This is a genomic window from Mesorhizobium sp. CA16 (assembly GCF_020165175.1).
In the GTDB taxonomy this organism is placed as follows: domain Bacteria; phylum Pseudomonadota; class Alphaproteobacteria; order Rhizobiales; family Rhizobiaceae; genus Mesorhizobium.
The window spans coordinates 69396-86605 of record NZ_JAIUHP010000004.1 but is presented as its reverse complement, the minus strand read 5'-3'; the positions used below and the strand labels follow the sequence as shown (position 1 = coordinate 86605).

The following is a 17210-nucleotide window of genomic DNA, read 5'->3' as shown; positions in this document are numbered from 1 at the left end:
TGTGGGAGAAGGTGGATCGGCGCGCAGCGCCGAGACGGATGAGGGGTGTTGGAAGGAATGAGACGCCGGCGTTCCCTGGAACACCCCTCATCCGACCGAGCTTCGCTCGGCCACCTTCTCCCACAAGGGGAGAAGGGGAGGTCGGCGCCCTATCGGCCACGTGCGCGCTCCTCAGCCTGCGCCGCCAGGATCTTCTTCACCTCGCCAACCAGCTCGCTCTCCGCCACCGTCACCTGCGCCGGCCTTGCCGCGCGCCATTCGACATTGTCGGCGATCTCGGCCGACAGGCGCGCGCCTTCGATCAGGTCCTTGATCTGCACCTCGCCTTTGGCGCGCTCGTCGCCGCCCTGGATGATAGCGACCGGGCTGCCGCGACGGTCGGCATATTTCAGCTGCGCCTTCATGCCGGCGCCGCCGAGATACATTTCGGAGCGGATGCCGGCGGCGCGCAGGTCGGCAACCATCTTCTGGTAGCGGCCGAGGCTTTCGGTGTCCTTGTCCATGACCAGCACCACGACCGGCGCGATGACATCGGAGGCGTCGAGCTTGCCGAGGTTCTTCAGCGCCGTCATTAGCCGCGAAACGCCAATGGAGAAGCCGGTCGCCGGCACCGGCTCGCCGCGGAAGCGCGAGACCAGCCCGTCATAGCGCCCGCCCCCGCCGACCGAGCCGAAGCGCACGATTTGGCCTTCGTCATTGGGGATCTCGGCCAGCAACTCGGCCTCGAAGACCGGGCCGGTGTAGTATTCGAGGCCGCGCACGACGGAGCGATCCATCACGATGCGGTCTTCGCCATAGCCAGCGGCCCTGACCAAAGCTTCGATAGTCGACAATTCAGCCAGACCGTCATTGAAGAATTGGCTCGCTCGAATAGCCGAATCTTGGTGGCCCTCGCTGGCTCGATCAGGCTTTGCGGTAGCGAAAAGGACGGCCTCAACTTGGACATCGTCAAGGCCGGCTCCCTTGGTGAAATCACCTTCGCCTTCCTTGCCGCCATCCCAACGACCCTTGCCCAGCAAGAGTTTCACCCCCTGTGGTCCAAACTTGTCTAGCTTGTCGATGGCTCGCAGCACTTGCAGTCGGCGCCCAATGTTCTCGTCGCCGCCAAGGCCAATCGCTTCCAGCACGCCGTCCAACACCTTGCGGTTGTTGACGCGAATGACGTAGTCGCCGCGCTTGATGCCGAGCGCTTCCATCACGTCAGCCATCATCATCGCCATCTCGGCGTCGGCGGCGACGCCCGGCGTGCCGATCGTGTCGGCGTCGAACTGCATGAACTGGCGGAAGCGGCCGGGACCAGGCTTCTCGTTGCGGAACACCCAGCCGGAGCGGTAGCTGCGATAGGGTTTTGGCAGCTTGTCAAAATTCTCGGCGACGAAGCGCGCCGTCGGGGCGGTCAGGTCGTAACGCAGCGACAGCCACTGGTCGTCATCATCCTGGAAGGAGAACACGCCTTCGTTCGGCCGGTCCTGATCGGGCAGGAATTTGCCGAGAGCATCGGTGTATTCGATCATCGGCTGGTCGGCCGGCTCGAAACCGTAGAGCTCGTAGACCGAGCGGATAGTCGCCATCATCTTCTCGACGGCACGAATATCCTCGGCGCTGCGGTCGGCAAATCCGCGCGGCAGCCGCGCTTTCGTCTTTTCCGATTTGTCGGCCATGGGATCGGTCTTTCTGGTCAATGGGCGCGCGTTTCCTAAACGATGCCGCTTGGAGCGGCAAGGGTTAGCGCCTCGCCTTCCCCTTATGGGAGAAGGTGGATCGGCGCGTTAGCGCCGAGACGGGTGAGGGGTGTTCCAGCGGAGTGAGGCCTCGGCATTCCCTAGAGCACCCCTCATCCGGCCGCTTCGCGGCCACCTTCTCCCACAAGGGAAGAAGGAAAAACTGAAACAAACCACGCGAAAAACGAAACAATTCCGCCGTCGGCGCGGCATGCTGCCGACACAATCGGCGACCATTAAAGCGCGTCGAAACGAGGGGTCCGGGGCCATGACGACAGCTAACGACATTATCGAGAGCGGCACATCGGCCAGGCTGCGCCCTGCCGGCGGCTTTATGCTCAAGCCGGCCCAGCAGCCGGCCGGGCCATTCGAGGTCGCGGCCGAGGCGCGCAAGCCCACCGTGCGCGACGCGCTGGTGACCGGTCTGCTGGTGATCTATCCGGCCTTCGCGGCGGTGGCGGCGATCATTGCCGGACTGTTCCTGGCCGGCGCCGGCAGCGTCTGACTTTCACTTAACGATCGGGGGATCATCATGCATCTGCAATTCGCGTACGCGCTTGCCGGCGCGCTTTTCTGTAGCATGCCCGTTGCCGCCAATGCCTGCCAGGCGGGTGATGCCCGTCTTGCCGGCCATTATTACCTGAACGGCGTCATGGAGGTCGGTTCAGAACTGCTGCTGAAGAACGACGGCAGCTTCGAATTCGCGCTCGCCTATGGCGCCAACGACCAGTACGGCAAGGGCTGCTGGGTGCGGAAGGGCTCGACTGTCGAGGTCATACCGGCAGGCCGCAGCTCCGCCTCCACGCATCATACGCCCGACGACAGCGGCTTCAGCGGACTGGTGCTGACGGTGTCCGGCTCCAGTCTGGTCTGGGACATCAACGGCAGCGGCCATAAGGGCAGGTTCGAGAAGTAGCGCGCCTCTTTTCCTTCTCCCCCTGTGGGAGAAGGTGGATCGGCGCGTTAGCGCCGAGACGGATGAGGGGTGCTCCAACGAAGTGAGACGCTGGCAATCTTGCCGTCTCTTCCGGCGGAGTGAGACGCTGGCATTCCCTGGAACACCCCTCATCCGGCCGCTTCGCGGCCACCTTCTCCCGCAAGGGGAGAAGGAAGAAAGCACCCCTACTTCGGCCGCTTGAACGTCTTGCGCTCTTTCTCCACCTCTGCCCGGCAGTAGCAGCCTTCGAGATGGTCGTTGACCAGGCCCATCGCCTGCATGAAGGCATAGACCGTGGTCGGGCCGACAAAGCTCCAGCCGCGCTTCTTCAATTCCTTGGATATCCTGACCGACACCGCCGTCGTCGGGTTGGCGCGCAGATGCGCCAGGTCGACGATTTCGGGCCGCTCGCCCGGACCCGGCTCGAACTTCCAGAACCAGGCGGCAAGCGAGCCGAACTCGTCGACCATCTCGCGGGCGCGTTTGGCGTTGTTGATGGTCGAAACGATCTTGCCGCGGTGGCGGATGATGCCGGCATTGCCGAGCAGGCGCTCGACATCCGCGTCGGTGAACGCCGCCACCTTGTCGAAGTCGAAACCGGCGAAGGCCTCGCGGAAATTCTCGCGCTTGCGCAGGATGGTCAGCCACGACAAGCCCGATTGGAAGCCTTCGAGGCAGATCTTTTCGAACAGCCGGCGATCATCCGTCACTGGCCGGCCCCATTCGTGATCGTGGTAATGAAGATAGTCCGGCAAATTGCCGTGCCAGAAGCAGCGCGCCCTGCCGTCCGGGCCATCGAGAATGCCGGTATTTTCAATCGCCATCGTCAGCAGATCCATTCGTTAATGCGCTTCAGCGCCGCTTTTACCGCGGCTTTACCAGATTCCTGAACCGGCCGGTAACCACACCAAAAGGTTTACTGACAAAGCGGCATTTTACGCATTCCGATTCATGTTTTGCTTGCCGCTCCGCGCCAAGGATCGCGAAACCGACGGCGCCCTCGCCGCCCCGGATGAGTTCGATCAAGGTGCGTTCCCATGAAGACAGCGTTTTGTTCCCTGCTCGGCGCGGTGGCCATTCTTGCCGCCGGCGCCACGACTTCCCTTGCCAATGACCGCTATGCCGATGTGCCGCCGGTGATGGTAAGCCCCGACCTTTCGGCTCCCTGGGTGCTGCAGCTTGGCCACGCGCCGGGCATCGTGCGCCCGACGCGGCAGGCAACGCAGCAGCCGCTGAGGCGCCTCTTCCAGGCGCAGCCCGACCAGCAGCGCACGGCGGCCGTGCAGCAGCCGGCCAAGCGCGTAGTGATGCGGCCGCAGATCAATCCGATCTACCTGCCTCAGGAAGTCGCCTATGACGGGCCGGCGAAGCCCGGCACCATCGTCATCGATACGCACCAGAACTTCCTCTTCCTGATCGAGAAGAACGGCAAGGCGCGGCGCTACGGCGTTGGCACCGGCAAGCCCGGCTTCGAATGGTCGGGCACCCACAAGATCACCGACAAGAAGGTCTGGCCGGACTGGCGCCCGCCCGCGGAGATGATCAAGCGAGAGGCGGCCAAGGGCCGTTACCTGCCGACCTATCTTGCCGGCGGCATCGAGAACCCGCTCGGCGCGCGCGCGCTCTATCTCGGCACCACCGAATACCGCATCCACGGCACCAACCAGCCCTGGACGATCGGCGGCGCGGTTTCTTCCGGCTGCATCCGCATGCGCAACGAAGATGTCGTCGACCTCTACGAGCGCGTGAATGTCGGGACCACGGTCGAGGTGATATAATCGCAGCGAATCAGCTGGTTAGACGGCGCAGCACTTTTTGTCTGATGCTGTTGCAGCCAAGTCATAGTGCCATCCTGCGGGATGTGCTTTAACCAGCGAAGGGGTTTATGGGGGACGGGCCGTGTGGGGATACGGCCAGTCGCGAAAAGGCAGCGCAGGGAAACCGCGCTGCCTTTTTCGTTTTTTGTTTTTTCCATGCATGAGGTGGCAAGTCGCCCCGAAAGCAGGGCATTTCGTTTCCGGGGCTGATTTCCCGGCGCTCCTCTGCTATTGCAGTGCACAAATCTTGATAGTCACGCAATTCCGGAGGGCAGTGCGCCTTTCCTTGAATTGCCTCAGAAGGCAGAGGTGCCAGCCATGACCCGGACCGACGACAGCCGCTACCTGAAAGGCGGCCCGGTCGCCCAGCGCATCATCGCTTCGGTGCGCGAGGACGCAGCGATCGCCACGGCCGAAGGTTTCCCGCCGAAGCTTGTCTCGATCACCGTCGGCGATACCGCAGCGGTCGATGTCTATGTGCGCAACCAGCGCGCCAAGGCAGCCCTTGCCGGCATCTCCTTCGAGGAGCGGCGCTTTGCCGCCGACATCACCGCCGGCGAACTTGAAGCTGCGATCCACGGCCTCAACGCCGACCCGCGCGTCACCGGAATCATCATCCAGCGGCCGGTGCCGGCGCATATCCCGATCAAGACGCTGCAGGCGGCGGTGCATCCGCTGAAGGACGTCGAGGGCATGCATCCGGCCTCGATCGGCAACATCGTCTACAACCAGCTCGACCTGGCGCCCTGCACCGCGGCTGCCTCGGTTGAGCTGCTCAAGGAAACCGGCCTCGAGCTCCAGGGGCTCGAAGTGGTCGTCGTCGGCCATTCCGAGATCGTCGGCAAACCGATTGCCTTCCTGCTGATGAGCGAAGGCGCGACGGTGACGGTCTGCCATCACATGACGCGATCGGTGGCGGCGCATGCGCGGCGCGCGGACGCGCTGTTCGTCGCCGTCGGCAAGCCCAGGCTGATCAAGGCCGACATGGTGAAGCCGGGCGCTGCCGTCATCGACATCGGCATCAATTCCGAGGTCGGATCCGACGGCGAAACCCGCATCGTCGGCGACGTCGACACGGACAGCGTCAAGGACGTGGCCTCCTGGATCACGCCGGTGCCGGGCGGCGTCGGCCCACTCACCGTGGCGATCCTGTTGCGCAACACGATGGTGGCGCTGAACCGCCAGCGCGCGCTCTATCGCGCGACTTATGGCGTGCCGGATCAACTCGCGGCGGAGTAGGCGATAGCCGTCAGGTGTATTGCGGCACGTGGCAGGTGATGCGGCTTTCTTCATCCCAGAAGACGTAGAGCATGCCACCGCTGCCCCAGAAGAAGCCGGCGAGCGAATCGAACTGCAGCAGGAATTTCATTTCCCGATCGGTTCCAGGGACCAGTGGGGACTGCGGTCCCTGAACCCATGACGGCAGCCCGCCGAGCCGGAACAGATTCTGCCGCGAATTGCTGGTCCCCCAGGACTGTCTGAGCCAGCGCGGCGGCGTGGGCGCCAGACGGACGATGCTCTTCCTTGTCATCGGCTCGGGCGTGAAATCATTATCGGAATGAAACGGCGCAATCGGGGTCGGCCTGCCCTCTGCATCGTGCGCATAATAGGTCGGCTCCAGCGAGCCTTGGCACGTCTCAATGCATAGCCGAGGAAGGGATAAATTCGGGACGCAGAAGTCGTCCAAGGTGATCAGATGCACCAGCGTTCCGCCGCAGGCAGGACACTGATCTGCTCCTGCACCACCGATCGTGAATGGCTGCCCCGCCGTCGGCAAATGCCAGGTAGGATGATTGAGGCGTGTTGGAAAAGACGGGCCGTCCGGGGCGCCTCCTTCAAAGATAAAATGGTGACATGCTGGAGGTGAGCGGGGATCGGCATGGGTCTGCCAATCCGCAAAATCGTAGCTGGTGGCCAGTGCGCTGTCAGGGAACAATTCTGGTGCCTGCAGCATAACCTGGGATAAGAGATGTTCTACATCGATCCCGCGTTTCACCTCCCCTTGCAGAAAAAATGCGAGGCGGATCAGATGAGCATCGTCTAGAAACGAAACAGCATCCTCGATCAAAGTGGCCTGGTGAACGCCGGATTCGATCGCTGCCTTGATCAGTGCAAAAAGGAATTCGGATCCGTCCTTGAGATGCCGCGCGGTGATTGCCGTGCAATCTTCATAGCGCGCCTGAAGGGTCAGGCGCGGCGTCTTCGAGAGCAGCCGAACTACAGTTTCGATTTCCAGGATTTCCAAATCGGTCATCCCGCTATTGTTACGAGCAAGCGTCTTGCGATCAACTCATTTGGGGTGGTTCGCCGCCATAGGCCCAGTCGAGCAGTTTTATCGTATGCACCACCGGCAGTTTCGCTGCGGACGCAATCTGCGTGATGCAGCCGATATTGCCGGTAGCGACGATTTCGGCCCCGGTCGCCTCGATGTTCTTCACCTTGCGGTCGCGCAACTTGGCGGAGATTTCGGGCTGCAGGATGTTGTAGGTGCCGGCCGAGCCGCAGCACAGATGTCCCTCGCGCGGCTCGCGCACGACGAAGCCCGCCTTGGCGAGAAGCTCCTTCGGCTGACGCGTAATCTTCTGGCCATGCTGCATCGAGCAGGCGGAATGATAGGCGACGACCGTGCCCGGCTTGCGCACCGGCTCGGGCAGGTCGAGGGCTGCCAGATATTCGGTGATGTCTTTGGCCAATGCCGAGACGCGCGCCGCCTTTTTGGCATAGGCGGGATCGAGGCGGAGCATGAAGCCATAATCCTTGATCGTCGTGCCGCAGCCGGACGCGGTGATGATAATAGCGTCGAGCCCACCCTGCTCAATGGCGCGCATCCAGGCGTCGACATTCTGTCTGGCCGAGGCAAGGGCCTGATGCTCGCGGCCCATGTGATGGACGAGCGCGCCGCAGCAGCCCTCTCCTTCCGGCACCACGACCTCGACGCCGAGCCGTGTCAGCAGGGAGATGGTGGTTTCGTTGATGGCCGGGTCGAGCACTGATTGCGCGCAGCCGGTGAGGATGGCGACGCGGCCTCGCTTTGCACCCTGCCCAGCATGCGTCCTCGGTTTCGCCATCGGCGACACCGGCGGGATCGCGGACGGCGCGAGCTTCAGCATCGCCGCGACCGGCTTCAACCCCGGCAATTTCTCGAATAATCCAATGAACGGCCGGCCCAGCCCGGCAAACTTCAGCGCGGCGCGAAAGCGTGATGGGTAAGGCAGCACGGCAGCCAACACGGCACGGATCAGCCGGTCGATCAGCGGACGCTTATAGGTCTCCTGGATATGAGCGCGGGCATGGTCGACCAGATGCATGTAGTTCACGCCCGAGGGGCATGTCGTCATGCAGGCGAGGCAGGAGAGGCAGCGGTCGATATGGGTGACGATTTCCTTATCGGCGGGCCGGCCGTTCTCCAGCATATCCTTGATGAGGTAGATGCGGCCGCGCGGCGAATCGAGCTCGTTGCCCAGCGTCACATAGGTCGGGCAGGTGGCGGTGCAGAAGCCGCAATGCACGCATTTGCGCAGGATCTTTTCCGATTCCGCGACATGCGGATCGGCAAGCTGCGCGGCGGAGAAATTGGTCTGCATATCGCCGTCTCTGTTAAATGCAATTCCGGACGGAAAACCGTTTCACACTTTTCCTGGAATTGCTTTAGGCCATGCGGCCGGGGTTGAGAATCTGCTTCGGGTCGAACTCGGCCTTGAGCCGCGCCGAAAGCGCGGCCAGATGCGGCGGCTGCGGCTCGAACACCGGCAGCGCCGCGCGATGCGGCGCGGATGCGCGCACCAGCGTCGCGTGGCCGCCGCCATATTTGCGGATCAGTCCGCGCAACAGATCGGCCTCCGGATCGTCCTCGCGCATCGACAGCCACACCAGACCGCCCTGCCAGTCATAGAAGGCATCGACCGCCGCCTGCATGCGCAGCGCCATCACCACGTGATGCGCCGCGGATGGCGCCATCGAGACGCGCCAGACCGGCCGCGCGCCGCCATCGGCGAAGGGCCGGCAATCGCGGATGTCGCGCCAGATCACCTTCGAGGCCTCGCCGGCGATCTCCTCGAGCGGCCCGGCCTTGCCAAGCAGCCGCTTCAGGGCCTCGATGCGATAGACGACCGACGGGCCAAATCCCTCGACCCGCAACAGCGTGGCAGCATCGCTGCCATGCTTGCCGCCGGCAACCTTCGCGGCGATGCGCTCCGGCAGGTGCGCGGCGCTCGAAATCTCGGCGCTGGAGCCGACCGCCAGCGCCATTGCGGCCACGGCGGCATCGTCGAGCAGGCCGCGTATGGCCAAGGTCACTTCCGTTTCCGCGGCCGGCAGGACCTTGAAGGTGACGTCGGTCAAGACGGCGAGCGTGCCCCAGCTGTTCGCCATCAGCTTGGAGAGATCGTAGCCGGTGACGTTCTTGACCACGCGCCCGCCGGACTTGAAGGCTTCGCCGCGTCCGGAGACGGCGGCGACGCCAAGAATGTGGTCGCGCGCTGCACCTGCCTTGAGGCGGCGCGGGCCGGACAGGTTCGAAGCCAGCACGCCGCCGATCGTGCCGTTCTTGTCCCCTTGGCCCGGCTCGCCGCCGAGCAACGGGCCGTAGTCCATCGGCTCGAACGCGAATTGCTGGCCGTTTTCGGCAAGCAATTTTTCGATCTCGGCGAGCGGCGTGCCGGCACGGGCCGACAGCACGAGCTCGGCCGGTTCGTAGAGGGTTACGCCGATGAGGTGCGACAAGTCGAGTGTGTGTTCGGTCTGCAATGGGCGGCCGATGCCGCGCTTCGAGCCATGGCCGAGGATTTCGAGCGGCGTTTCCTCGGCGGCTGCCCATTGGATGGTGGAGAGGGTTTCGGCGGAAGAAGATGGGGTGAAGGTGGTCACGAGGGGGCGCCTTTCCTCGCCCCAGCGAGGCCAGGGCAATCGCATATGGCAGCGCTGCCCCCTCTCTGTCCGCTACGCGCACACCTCTCGCCCATTTCATGGAGGCGAGGAAACACCGACCGCCGACGTTGCGACCTTGGAAAGCTTGGGTTCCTCGCCCCCGCAACGCGGGGGAGAGGTGGCTCGGGCGCAGCCCGAGACGGAGAGGGGGCCATCATAGAGCGCTATCTCCCGTCTTCCTGGTTGCGAAAACAAACCTGAGGTCGGCAGCAACTACGTCTTCGGCAAGCCGTCCTTCCAACGCCGCAAAGATCGTCTCGCAAACGCTCCTCTTGTTCTTCAAGACATCGAAGCTCCAAAACCGCAAAACCGAGAAGCCCTCGCCCCGCATGAATTCATCCCGCCGCCTGTCGTACGAACTGTCCGCGTGCTGGCTGCCATCCAGTTCCACAATCAGCTTTTCGCTCCTGCACGCAAAATCCGCGAAATACGGACCGATGGGCATCTGGCGAACGAATTTGTATCCGCCTAGCCTTCTTGCCTTCAGTTCGTTCCAGAGGATCGCTTCCGCATGGTTGTCGCCGCTACGAAGCGCGCGGGCGCGGGCAATTTTCTCGGGCGAGCGGCGGCTTGGCTGATAGGCCGCCCCCCTCTCCGTCTCGGGCTTTGCCCGAGCCACCTCTCCCCCGCTTTGCGGGGGCGAGGAACTTTGATCCTGAGTCTTCATCAAAACCTCGGAATATCCGGAAACGCGACCTGCCCCCGATGCACATGCATCCTCCCAAGCTCCGCGCAGCGGCGCAGTTGCGGAAACACCTTGCCGGGGTTGAGCAGGTGGTTGGGGTCGAAGGCGCATTTCACCCGCATCTGCTGGTCGAGGTCGACCTGGTTGAACATTTCCGGCATCAGGTCGCGCTTCTCGACGCCGACGCCATGCTCGCCGGTCAAGACGCCGCCGACCTGGACGCAAAGGCGCAAAATGTCGGCGCCGAAGCTTTCGGCCTTGTCGAGCTCGCCCGGCACGTTGGCGTCATAGAGGATAAGCGGGTGCAGATTGCCGTCGCCGGCGTGGAAGACATTGGCGACGCCGAGGCCGTATTTCTCGGAGAGATCACGCATGCCGGCGAGCACGCGGGGCAGTTCCTTGCGCGGGATGGTGCCGTCCATGCAGTAATAATCCGGCGAGATGCGGCCGACCGCCGGGAAGGCCGCCTTTCGGCCGGCCCAGAAGCTCAACCGCTCCTGCTCGGACTGCGAGATGCGGCAGGTGGTCGAGCCGTTCTTGTAGGCGATCGCCTCGACGAGGCCGATCAGGTGGTCGACCTCGACACTCGGTCCGTCGAGCTCGACGATGAGCAGCGCCTCGACGTCGAGCGGATAGCCGGCATGGACGAAATCCTCGGCCGCGTGGATCGCCGGGCGGTCCATCATCTCCATGCCGCCGGGGATGATGCCGGCGCCGATGATGTCGGCGACGCATTGACCGCCCTGTTCGCTGGTCGGAAAGCCGATCAAGAGAGCGCGCGCCGTCTCCGGCTTCTTCAGGATGCGCACCGTCACCTCGGTGACGACGCCGAGGAGGCCTTCCGAGCCGGTCATCACGCCGAGCAGATCGTAGCCTTCCTGATCGAGATGGCTGCCGCCGAGCCGCACCACCTCGCCGTTCATCAGCACCATCTCGATGCCCAGCACATTGTTGGCGGTGAGCCCGTATTTCAGGCAGTGCACACCGCCGGAATTCTCGGCGACATTGCCGCCGATCGAGCAGGCGATCTGAGAGGATGGATCGGGGGCGTAATAAAAGCCCTCCTGCTCGACGGCGGTGGTGATGCCGAGATTGGTGACGCCCGGTTGGGCCACGACAACGCGATTAGGATAGTCGATTTGAAGAATGCGGTTGAAGCGGCTCATAACCAGCAGCACCGCATCCTCGAGCGGCAGCGCGCCGCCGGACAGCGAAGTGCCTGAGCCGCGCGGCACGACGCGGATGTTGCGCTCGTTGCAGTATTTCAGCACGCGCGAGACCTGGGCCACCGTTTCCGGCAGCACCACGACCAGCGGCAACTGCCGATAGGCGGTGAGGCCGTCGCTCTCGAAGGCGCGCATTTCATTGGCCGCGTCGACGACGCCCTCGCCCGGCACGATGATGCGCATGTCGGCGACGATCTCGGCGCGCCGGCGCATCGTTTCGGCATCTGGCTTGGGCATGGCTAAGCCGGACATCGGGCAGCCTCATCCGCTCTTGACTGGTCAAAATCTTTTACCAGCCCGACGGTTTTGTTGTAAATGCTGCTTCGCTTGCATTCGGCGGCGAGCGTGACGCCAAGCTTCCGCAGCGGCAATCTGCCGCTGCGGACAGACCCGCGCATGAAGATGGTTGTCCGCTACTCGCCCGGATGCTTTGCCGGCTCGGAATGCATCTTCCGCACGCGGCGCACGCCCCACCAGACGAGCAGGATGGCGACCGGCACGGAGGCCGCGGTGACCACTTCGGGCGCGAAAGCGTGACCGAAGACCGAGGCGCCCTTGGCGACATAGCCGATGAGGCCGACGACATAATAGGACACGGCGGCGACCGACAGGCCTTCGACGGTCTGCTGCAGACGCAGTTGCAGCCGGGCGCGGTTGTTCATCGAGGCCAGCAGGTCGCGGTTCTGCTTCTCCACATCGACATCGACCCAGGTGCGCAGCAGCGTCGTGGCGCGGGTGAGTTTTCGCGACAGGTTGGCCTGGCGCTCCTCGACCGAGCGGCAGGTGCGCATGGCGGGCGCCATGCGTCGCAAGAGAAAGCCCGCCCAGGTGTCGTAGCCTTGCACCGGCTCTTCATCCAGCGCTTCCAGCCTCGCGGTGACGATGCCGTCATAGGCGCGGCTGGCGCCGAAGCGATAGAGGCTGGACGCGGCGTCGGCCTCGAGCTCGGCGGCGAGTTCGGTGAGGTCGGCGAGCAAGGTCTGGCTGTCGCGGGTCTCGACCGCCTTCATTTCCAGTGTGGTCTGCGCCAGGCGGTCCTCGATGCGACGGGCGCGGCCTGACAGCGTCAATGCCATCGGCAGGCCAAGCATGGCCAGCGTCCGATAGGTCTCGATGTCGATCAGCCGCTGCGACAGGGCCCCGGTGCTGGCCGGCGTCAGGCCGCGATCGAGCACCAGCATGCGGGTCAGGCCGTCGCCGTCCTGGCGGAAATCGGTGACGATGGCGGCAGCGCCCCGCTCGACCAGCGAATAGCACAGGCTGGTCGGGTCGAAGCCGGCGATCAGCCTTTCGCTCGCCTGCGTCCATTTGCGGATTTCCAGACGGATGCCGGAAATCACGGTGCCGGGCGGCGAGAAGCCATTGCCGAAGGGCGAATCCTCTTGCCCCCGGCCGTTCTCGGCCAGCGGCCCTTCCCAGAGATAGGTCGAGAATTCCGTATGGCGCTCCCAGCGCAGCGTGCCCTTGCCCCATTTCATCGCATGGTGGCGGGCATTGCGCTCGGGCGCGGCGATGCCCAGCCGCCGCGACAGTTCCGACAGCACGGCATGATCGACCGCGGTGCCGCCCTCGGTCATGAAGGAGAGCTGGACGAGTACGCGCGGTTTCTCGATCAGCGGGTGCGGGCGGGCATGGACCTCGCCCAGCGCGCCAGGCCGTCCCTCATGCGCCGGAAAGCCCATCACGCTGCCTTGGGCGCGCGGTTGGAATTCGAGACTGGACATCTCGTCGGACACGGTTGGTCCCCCTGGTTTCGACCTTCGTGCAAACCCTGCCGTCTTGCGGCAATCGGCGGGACGCGTAAACAGCAAATATCTCCGTCCAGGCCGGTTAGCACGCGGCCGGCAATGCGACGGGCTGGGCGAATTGGATAAATAATTTGACCAGTTGGCGACAGAGGCTTTAATCTGCGCCACATCCGTCCCGCTTCCAGGCACCCTTCCGTTGAGCGACATCTTCTCCAGGATCGAGCATTCGCGCACCGCCGACGAGGTGGTGCAGCAGATCGAGAGCCTGATCCTCGAAGGCGTGCTGCGCACCGGCGACCGGTTGCCCGGCGAGCGCGAGCTGGCGCGCCAGTTCGACGTGTCGCGGCCGATCCTGCGCGACGCGCTGAAGGCGCTGGAAGGCCGCGGGCTGCTGACGACCAAGGCCGGCGGCGGCACGCATGTCGCCGACGTCATCGGCCAGCTCTTCACCAAGCCGGTGACCGATCTCATTTCCACGCACCGCAAGGCGGTGACCGACTATCTGGAATACCGGCGCGAGATCGAGGCTGTCGCGGCCGAATACGCGGCGCGCCGCGCCACGCCGGAGGACCTCGCCCTGCTCGACCGCATCATGGCACGCATGGACGAGGCGCACCGGACCGGCGATTTCGACGATGAGGCGGAAATCGACGTCGAGTTCCACCACGCCGTCTGCGAATGCGCGCACAACATCATCCTTTTGCACACGCTGCGTTCCTGCTACCGGCTGCTGTCGGAAGGCGTGTTCCAGAACAGGCTTCTGGTGTTCGGCGTGCCCGGCGCGCGCGAGGCGCTGCTTGAGCAGCACCGGGCGATCCATGCCGCGATCAAAGCGGCAGACCCAATCGCGGCGCGCAAGGCTGCGATGGACCACATCACCTACGTCGAGCGCTCGATGGCTGAAGCCGAGCGCAGTGGCGACTGGCAGCGCGTATCCAGGCTGCGCCTCAGACAGCGCTCGGACGCCGGCGACATCGAACCCACACGAAAACGCTCCTAAGCAGCGGGGACAACCATGAGCGAAATCCTCACCATCGCCGACCTCAAGGACCTGGCACGCCGCAAGGTGCCGAAGATGTTCTTCGACTATGCCGATTCCGGCGCCTGGACGGAGAGCACCTACCGGGCCAACGAAGAGGATTTCGGCAAGATAAGGTTCCGCCAGCGCGTGCTGGTCGACATGAGCAACCGTTCGCTGGAATCGACCATGGTCGGCGAGAAGGTAGCGATGCCGGTGGCGCTCGCGCCGACCGGGCTTACCGGCATGCAGCATGCCGACGGCGAGATGCTGGCGGCGCAGGCGGCGGAAGCGTTCGGCGTGCCGTTCACGCTGTCCACCATGAGCATCTGCTCGATCGAAGATGTCGCCTCGGTGACCAAAAAGCCGTTCTGGTTCCAGCTCTATGTGCTGCGCGACAAGGACTTCGTGCTTAATCTGATCGACAGGGCCAAGGCGGCGAAATGCTCGGCGCTGGTGCTGACGCTCGATCTGCAGGTCCTGGGTCAGCGCCACAAGGATGTGCGCAACGGTCTCTCGGCGCCACCCAAGATGACGCTCGCCAACATCGTCGACCTTGCGCTGAAGCCGCGCTGGTGCCTGGGGATCGCGGGTACCAAGCGCCGCACCTTCCGCAACATCGTCGGCCACGCCAAGGGTGTCGGCGACGTCTCTTCGCTGTCGTCCTGGACGAACGAGCAGTTCGATCCGCATCTGTCGTGGAAGGACGTCGCCTGGATCAAGGAGCGCTGGGGCGGCAAGCTCATCCTGAAAGGCATCCTCGACAAGGAGGACGCGCTGATGGCGGCTGAGACTGGCGCCGATGCGATCGTGGTCTCCAATCACGGCGGACGGCAGCTCGACGGCGCACCGTCCTCGATCTCGGTGCTGGAAGAAATCGCCGATGCGGTCGGCGACAGGATCGAAATCCATATGGATGGCGGCATCCGCTCCGGCCAGGACGTGCTCAAGGCGCTCTGCCTCGGCGCCAAGGGCACCTATATCGGCCGACCCTTCCTCTACGGCCTCGGTGCGATGGGCAAGGACGGCGTCACCAAGGCGCTCGAAATCATCCGCAAGGAAATGGACATCACGCTGGCGCTGTGCGGTAAGCGTTTGGTAACCGACATGGGCAAGGACCAGTTGCGGCGCTAGGCCTTATTCACCGATCCGCCCTAGTTTCCCGTGGTGGACCACACGGGAAGACGTACGCCTTGACTGAGACCGGCATCCATTATCTCGACGCGCGCGGTCCGGACGGCATGCGGCTTTACGCGATCGGCGACGTGCACGGACGCCACGACCTGCTCGCCGCCATGCATCGCCACATCGAGAGCGAACTGGAATATGCGCCCGGGTCGGACTGGCGCATCATCCATCTCGGCGACTATGTCGACCGCGGACCGGATTCCAGAAGCGTCATCGATTTTCTGATCGAGACGCGCAAGCGCGATCCGCGCAACATCATGCTCGCCGGCAACCACGACATCGGCATGCTCGAATTCCTGGCCGAGGCAGAGCCGGACGGCCTGTTCGTGAATTACGGCGGCGTGCAGACGGCGCAGTCCTATGGCGTCGATCTTCTTGGCGACGCCCACTGGTACGGCAAGGCGCAAGCCATCGCCCGGGGACATATGGCCCTGGTGAAAGCGGTGCCGCACAGCCATATCGATTTCCTGCAATCGCTGACGCTTTCGGCGACCTTCGGCGACTTCTTCTTCTGCCACGCCGGGATAAGACCGGGTGTGCCGCTCGACCGTCAGAACCAGCAGGATCTGATCTGGATCCGTGACGCCTTCCATGACCATCCAGGGCTTTTTTCCAAGGTGATCGTGCACGGGCACACGCCCGTCCCGGAAGCCGAGGTGAAGGCCAACCGCGTCAATGTCGACACGCTCGCCTGGAAATCCGGAACGCTAAGCGCGCTGGCCGTCAATGGCGGCGACAAACGCATCCTCGCCATGCAGGGGAAAGCGTTTTAGGCGCGATCCCGGCGCAGGCCTGCTTGCGATTTTGATTGTGGCCTAGTTCAGCGAGGCGGTGACGCCATAGCCGTCGACGGCGCGGTGGTTGGTCGCTGCGTCGGCGGCATAAATGCCCAGGCCGCAGAGCACGATGGCAGACAGCATGACAAAAGACAGGAGAGCTGCTTTCACGGACGTCATCTCTGGTTAAGCTTTCTGCATCTGGGCACGAGGCGGTTACCAATGCGTTGAAACGATAAAATGCGTCTCAATGTTTCGACGATTTCGCGCTTCTAAGCAGATTCTGTTTCGCCGGTGTGTCGGCTGGATCACACAAAAGGTTCATGGCGGTTGCATCGACGATACAAAGCGCGCCCTCTTAAAAGAGCGGCCGGACACAAACCAAGAAAGAAGAATGTTGTCCCCAGACGGAAGCGCTGAGGCGTGCCAATTATGCCACGCTTCGCCCGATCGGGGTGGAGTTCAGATCGTCGCAACCCAGGCGCGGGCTATCGCCAGTCCGGCGCTATCGGCGTCGGCACCATTGCGGGCCAGTTCGTCGTCGAGACGATCGTTCCAGTCGGGATGACGCTCGGCGATCATAGCGGCGAAGGAGGTGCTCCAGTCGCGCACCATCGGCGTATCCGCCTCGAAGTGGAACTGGAAGCCATAGACGGCGCGGCCGAGGCGGAAGGCCTGGTTTTCGGCGACCGCGCTGCCGGCCAGCCGCACGGCGTTTTCCGGCAGGCCGAACGTGTCGTCATGCCATTCGAAGATCGGGAATTTCTCGGGCAGCGCCGCCATGACCGGATCCGATTTGGCGGCCGGCGTCAGCGACACCCTATGCCAGCCGAACTCGGTGGCGCCGCCGATCTGGTTGGTGCCGCCGAAGGCCCGCGCCAGAAGCTGACTGCCGAGACAGATGCCGAGAACCGAGCGATCCTTGTCGGCGAAATCGCGTGCCAGGTCGAGCAATGCGGGGAAATAGGGACAGATCTCGTCGTCGAGCGCGTTCTGGGCGCCGCCTAGCACCACGATGGCATCGTGCCCGGTGCTGTCGCCGGGCAGCGTATCGCCGCGATAGGGCTTGCGCAGGTCGATATCGGCGCCGGCTTCCACAAGGGCAGCGCCAATCTGGCCAAGGCCCTCATTGTCGAAATTCTGGACGACCAAAACCCGCATCGAAAAC

General features: G+C 63.7%; 18 protein-coding genes. 7 read left to right on the top strand and 11 right to left on the bottom strand.

What is annotated here, in order from left to right; all coding sequences use genetic code 11:
* Positions 1 to 149: 149 nt before the first annotated feature.
* The gene (hisS, locus tag LB525_RS08085) at positions 150 to 1661 is read right to left on the bottom strand and encodes a histidine--tRNA ligase (protein WP_224544396.1); all 1512 of its coding nucleotides are present in this window, start codon (positions 1659 to 1661) and stop codon (positions 150 to 152) included.
* Between the two features lie 328 nt (positions 1662 to 1989).
* Here hisS and LB525_RS08080 point away from each other — a divergent pair, with 328 nt between their 5' ends.
* Together LB525_RS08080 and LB525_RS08075 are read left to right on the top strand one after the other, a co-directional pair.
* Positions 1990 to 2226 (top strand): hypothetical protein, encoded by a 237-nt coding sequence (locus LB525_RS08080; protein ID WP_095769977.1) that lies wholly within the window; start codon positions 1990 to 1992, stop codon positions 2224 to 2226.
* A 27-nt stretch (positions 2227 to 2253) separates the two neighbouring features.
* Positions 2254 to 2637 (top strand): hypothetical protein, encoded by a 384-nt coding sequence (locus LB525_RS08075; RefSeq protein WP_224544236.1) that lies wholly within the window; start codon positions 2254 to 2256, stop codon positions 2635 to 2637.
* Between the two features lie 206 nt (positions 2638 to 2843).
* Here LB525_RS08075 and LB525_RS08070 read toward each other — a convergent pair whose 3' ends face one another.
* Together LB525_RS08070 and LB525_RS08065 are read right to left on the bottom strand one after the other, a co-directional pair.
* On the bottom strand, positions 2844 to 3482 hold the full coding sequence (locus tag LB525_RS08070) for a DNA-3-methyladenine glycosylase I (RefSeq protein ID WP_224544235.1): 639 nt from the start codon (positions 3480 to 3482) through the stop codon (positions 2844 to 2846).
* A 40-nt stretch (positions 3483 to 3522) separates the two neighbouring features.
* Complete coding sequence (locus LB525_RS08065) at positions 3523 to 3684, bottom strand: hypothetical protein (protein ID WP_224544234.1); 162 nt, start codon at positions 3682 to 3684, stop codon at positions 3523 to 3525.
* A gap of 11 nt (positions 3685 to 3695) precedes the next feature.
* Here LB525_RS08065 and LB525_RS08060 point away from each other — a divergent pair, with 11 nt between their 5' ends.
* Entirely contained in the window at positions 3696 to 4436 is a 741-nt protein-coding gene (locus LB525_RS08060) for a L,D-transpeptidase (RefSeq protein ID WP_224544233.1), read from the top strand.
* Positions 4437 to 4793: 357 nt separating this feature from the next.
* Positions 4794 to 5714 (top strand): bifunctional 5,10-methylenetetrahydrofolate dehydrogenase/5,10-methenyltetrahydrofolate cyclohydrolase, encoded by a 921-nt coding sequence (locus LB525_RS08055; RefSeq protein ID WP_140839426.1) that lies wholly within the window; start codon positions 4794 to 4796, stop codon positions 5712 to 5714.
* A 10-nt stretch (positions 5715 to 5724) separates the two neighbouring features.
* On the opposite strand, the gene LB525_RS08050 is transcribed toward LB525_RS08055, so the two are convergent.
* The 6 genes from LB525_RS08050 to LB525_RS08025 form a co-directional block, all read right to left on the bottom strand.
* Positions 5725 to 6729 carry a hypothetical protein gene (locus LB525_RS08050; RefSeq protein WP_224544232.1) on the bottom strand — a complete coding sequence of 335 codons (1005 nt, stop codon included), beginning with the start codon at positions 6727 to 6729 and terminating at the stop codon, positions 5725 to 5727.
* A 31-nt stretch (positions 6730 to 6760) separates the two neighbouring features.
* Positions 6761 to 8059, bottom strand: coding sequence for a glycolate oxidase subunit GlcF (gene glcF, locus LB525_RS08045; protein WP_224544231.1), 1299 nt, complete (start codon positions 8057 to 8059; stop codon positions 6761 to 6763).
* A 64-nt stretch (positions 8060 to 8123) separates the two neighbouring features.
* Positions 8124 to 9341: an FAD-binding protein gene (locus tag LB525_RS08040; RefSeq protein ID WP_224544230.1), complete on the bottom strand. Its 1218-nt coding sequence runs from the start codon at positions 9339 to 9341 to the stop codon at positions 8124 to 8126.
* A 214-nt stretch (positions 9342 to 9555) separates the two neighbouring features.
* Positions 9556 to 10068, bottom strand: coding sequence for an endonuclease domain-containing protein (locus LB525_RS08035; protein ID WP_224544229.1), 513 nt, complete (start codon positions 10066 to 10068; stop codon positions 9556 to 9558).
* The gene (locus tag LB525_RS08030; protein ID WP_224544228.1) at positions 10068 to 11564 is read right to left on the bottom strand and encodes an FAD-linked oxidase C-terminal domain-containing protein; all 1497 of its coding nucleotides are present in this window, start codon (positions 11562 to 11564) and stop codon (positions 10068 to 10070) included. Before LB525_RS08030 ends, LB525_RS08035 begins: the two co-directional genes overlap by 1 nt.
* 161 nt (positions 11565 to 11725) lie before the next feature.
* The gene (locus tag LB525_RS08025; RefSeq protein ID WP_224544227.1) at positions 11726 to 13048 is read right to left on the bottom strand and encodes a DUF3422 family protein; all 1323 of its coding nucleotides are present in this window, start codon (positions 13046 to 13048) and stop codon (positions 11726 to 11728) included.
* 208 nt (positions 13049 to 13256) lie between these two features.
* Here LB525_RS08025 and LB525_RS08020 point away from each other — a divergent pair, with 208 nt between their 5' ends.
* The 3 genes from LB525_RS08020 to LB525_RS08010 are packed head-to-tail and all read left to right on the top strand — an operon-like array spanning position 13257 to position 16039.
* The gene (locus tag LB525_RS08020; RefSeq protein WP_095769968.1) at positions 13257 to 14060 is read left to right on the top strand and encodes an FCD domain-containing protein; all 804 of its coding nucleotides are present in this window, start codon (positions 13257 to 13259) and stop codon (positions 14058 to 14060) included.
* A 15-nt stretch (positions 14061 to 14075) separates the two neighbouring features.
* Positions 14076 to 15212, top strand: a complete 1137-nt coding sequence (locus LB525_RS08015) for an alpha-hydroxy acid oxidase (protein ID WP_224544226.1) — start codon at positions 14076 to 14078, stop codon at positions 15210 to 15212.
* A 59-nt stretch (positions 15213 to 15271) separates the two neighbouring features.
* A complete protein-coding gene (locus tag LB525_RS08010; protein ID WP_224544225.1) occupies positions 15272 to 16039 on the top strand; it encodes a metallophosphoesterase in 768 nt (255 codons plus the stop codon).
* A gap of 42 nt (positions 16040 to 16081) precedes the next feature.
* Here LB525_RS08010 and LB525_RS28515 read toward each other — a convergent pair whose 3' ends face one another.
* Positions 16082 to 16213, bottom strand: coding sequence for a hypothetical protein (locus tag LB525_RS28515; RefSeq protein WP_263481599.1), 132 nt, complete (start codon positions 16211 to 16213; stop codon positions 16082 to 16084).
* Positions 16214 to 16504: 291 nt separating this feature from the next.
* Positions 16505 to 17203: a type 1 glutamine amidotransferase gene (locus tag LB525_RS08005; protein ID WP_224544224.1), complete on the bottom strand. Its 699-nt coding sequence runs from the start codon at positions 17201 to 17203 to the stop codon at positions 16505 to 16507.
* Positions 17204 to 17210: the final 7 nt, after the last annotated feature.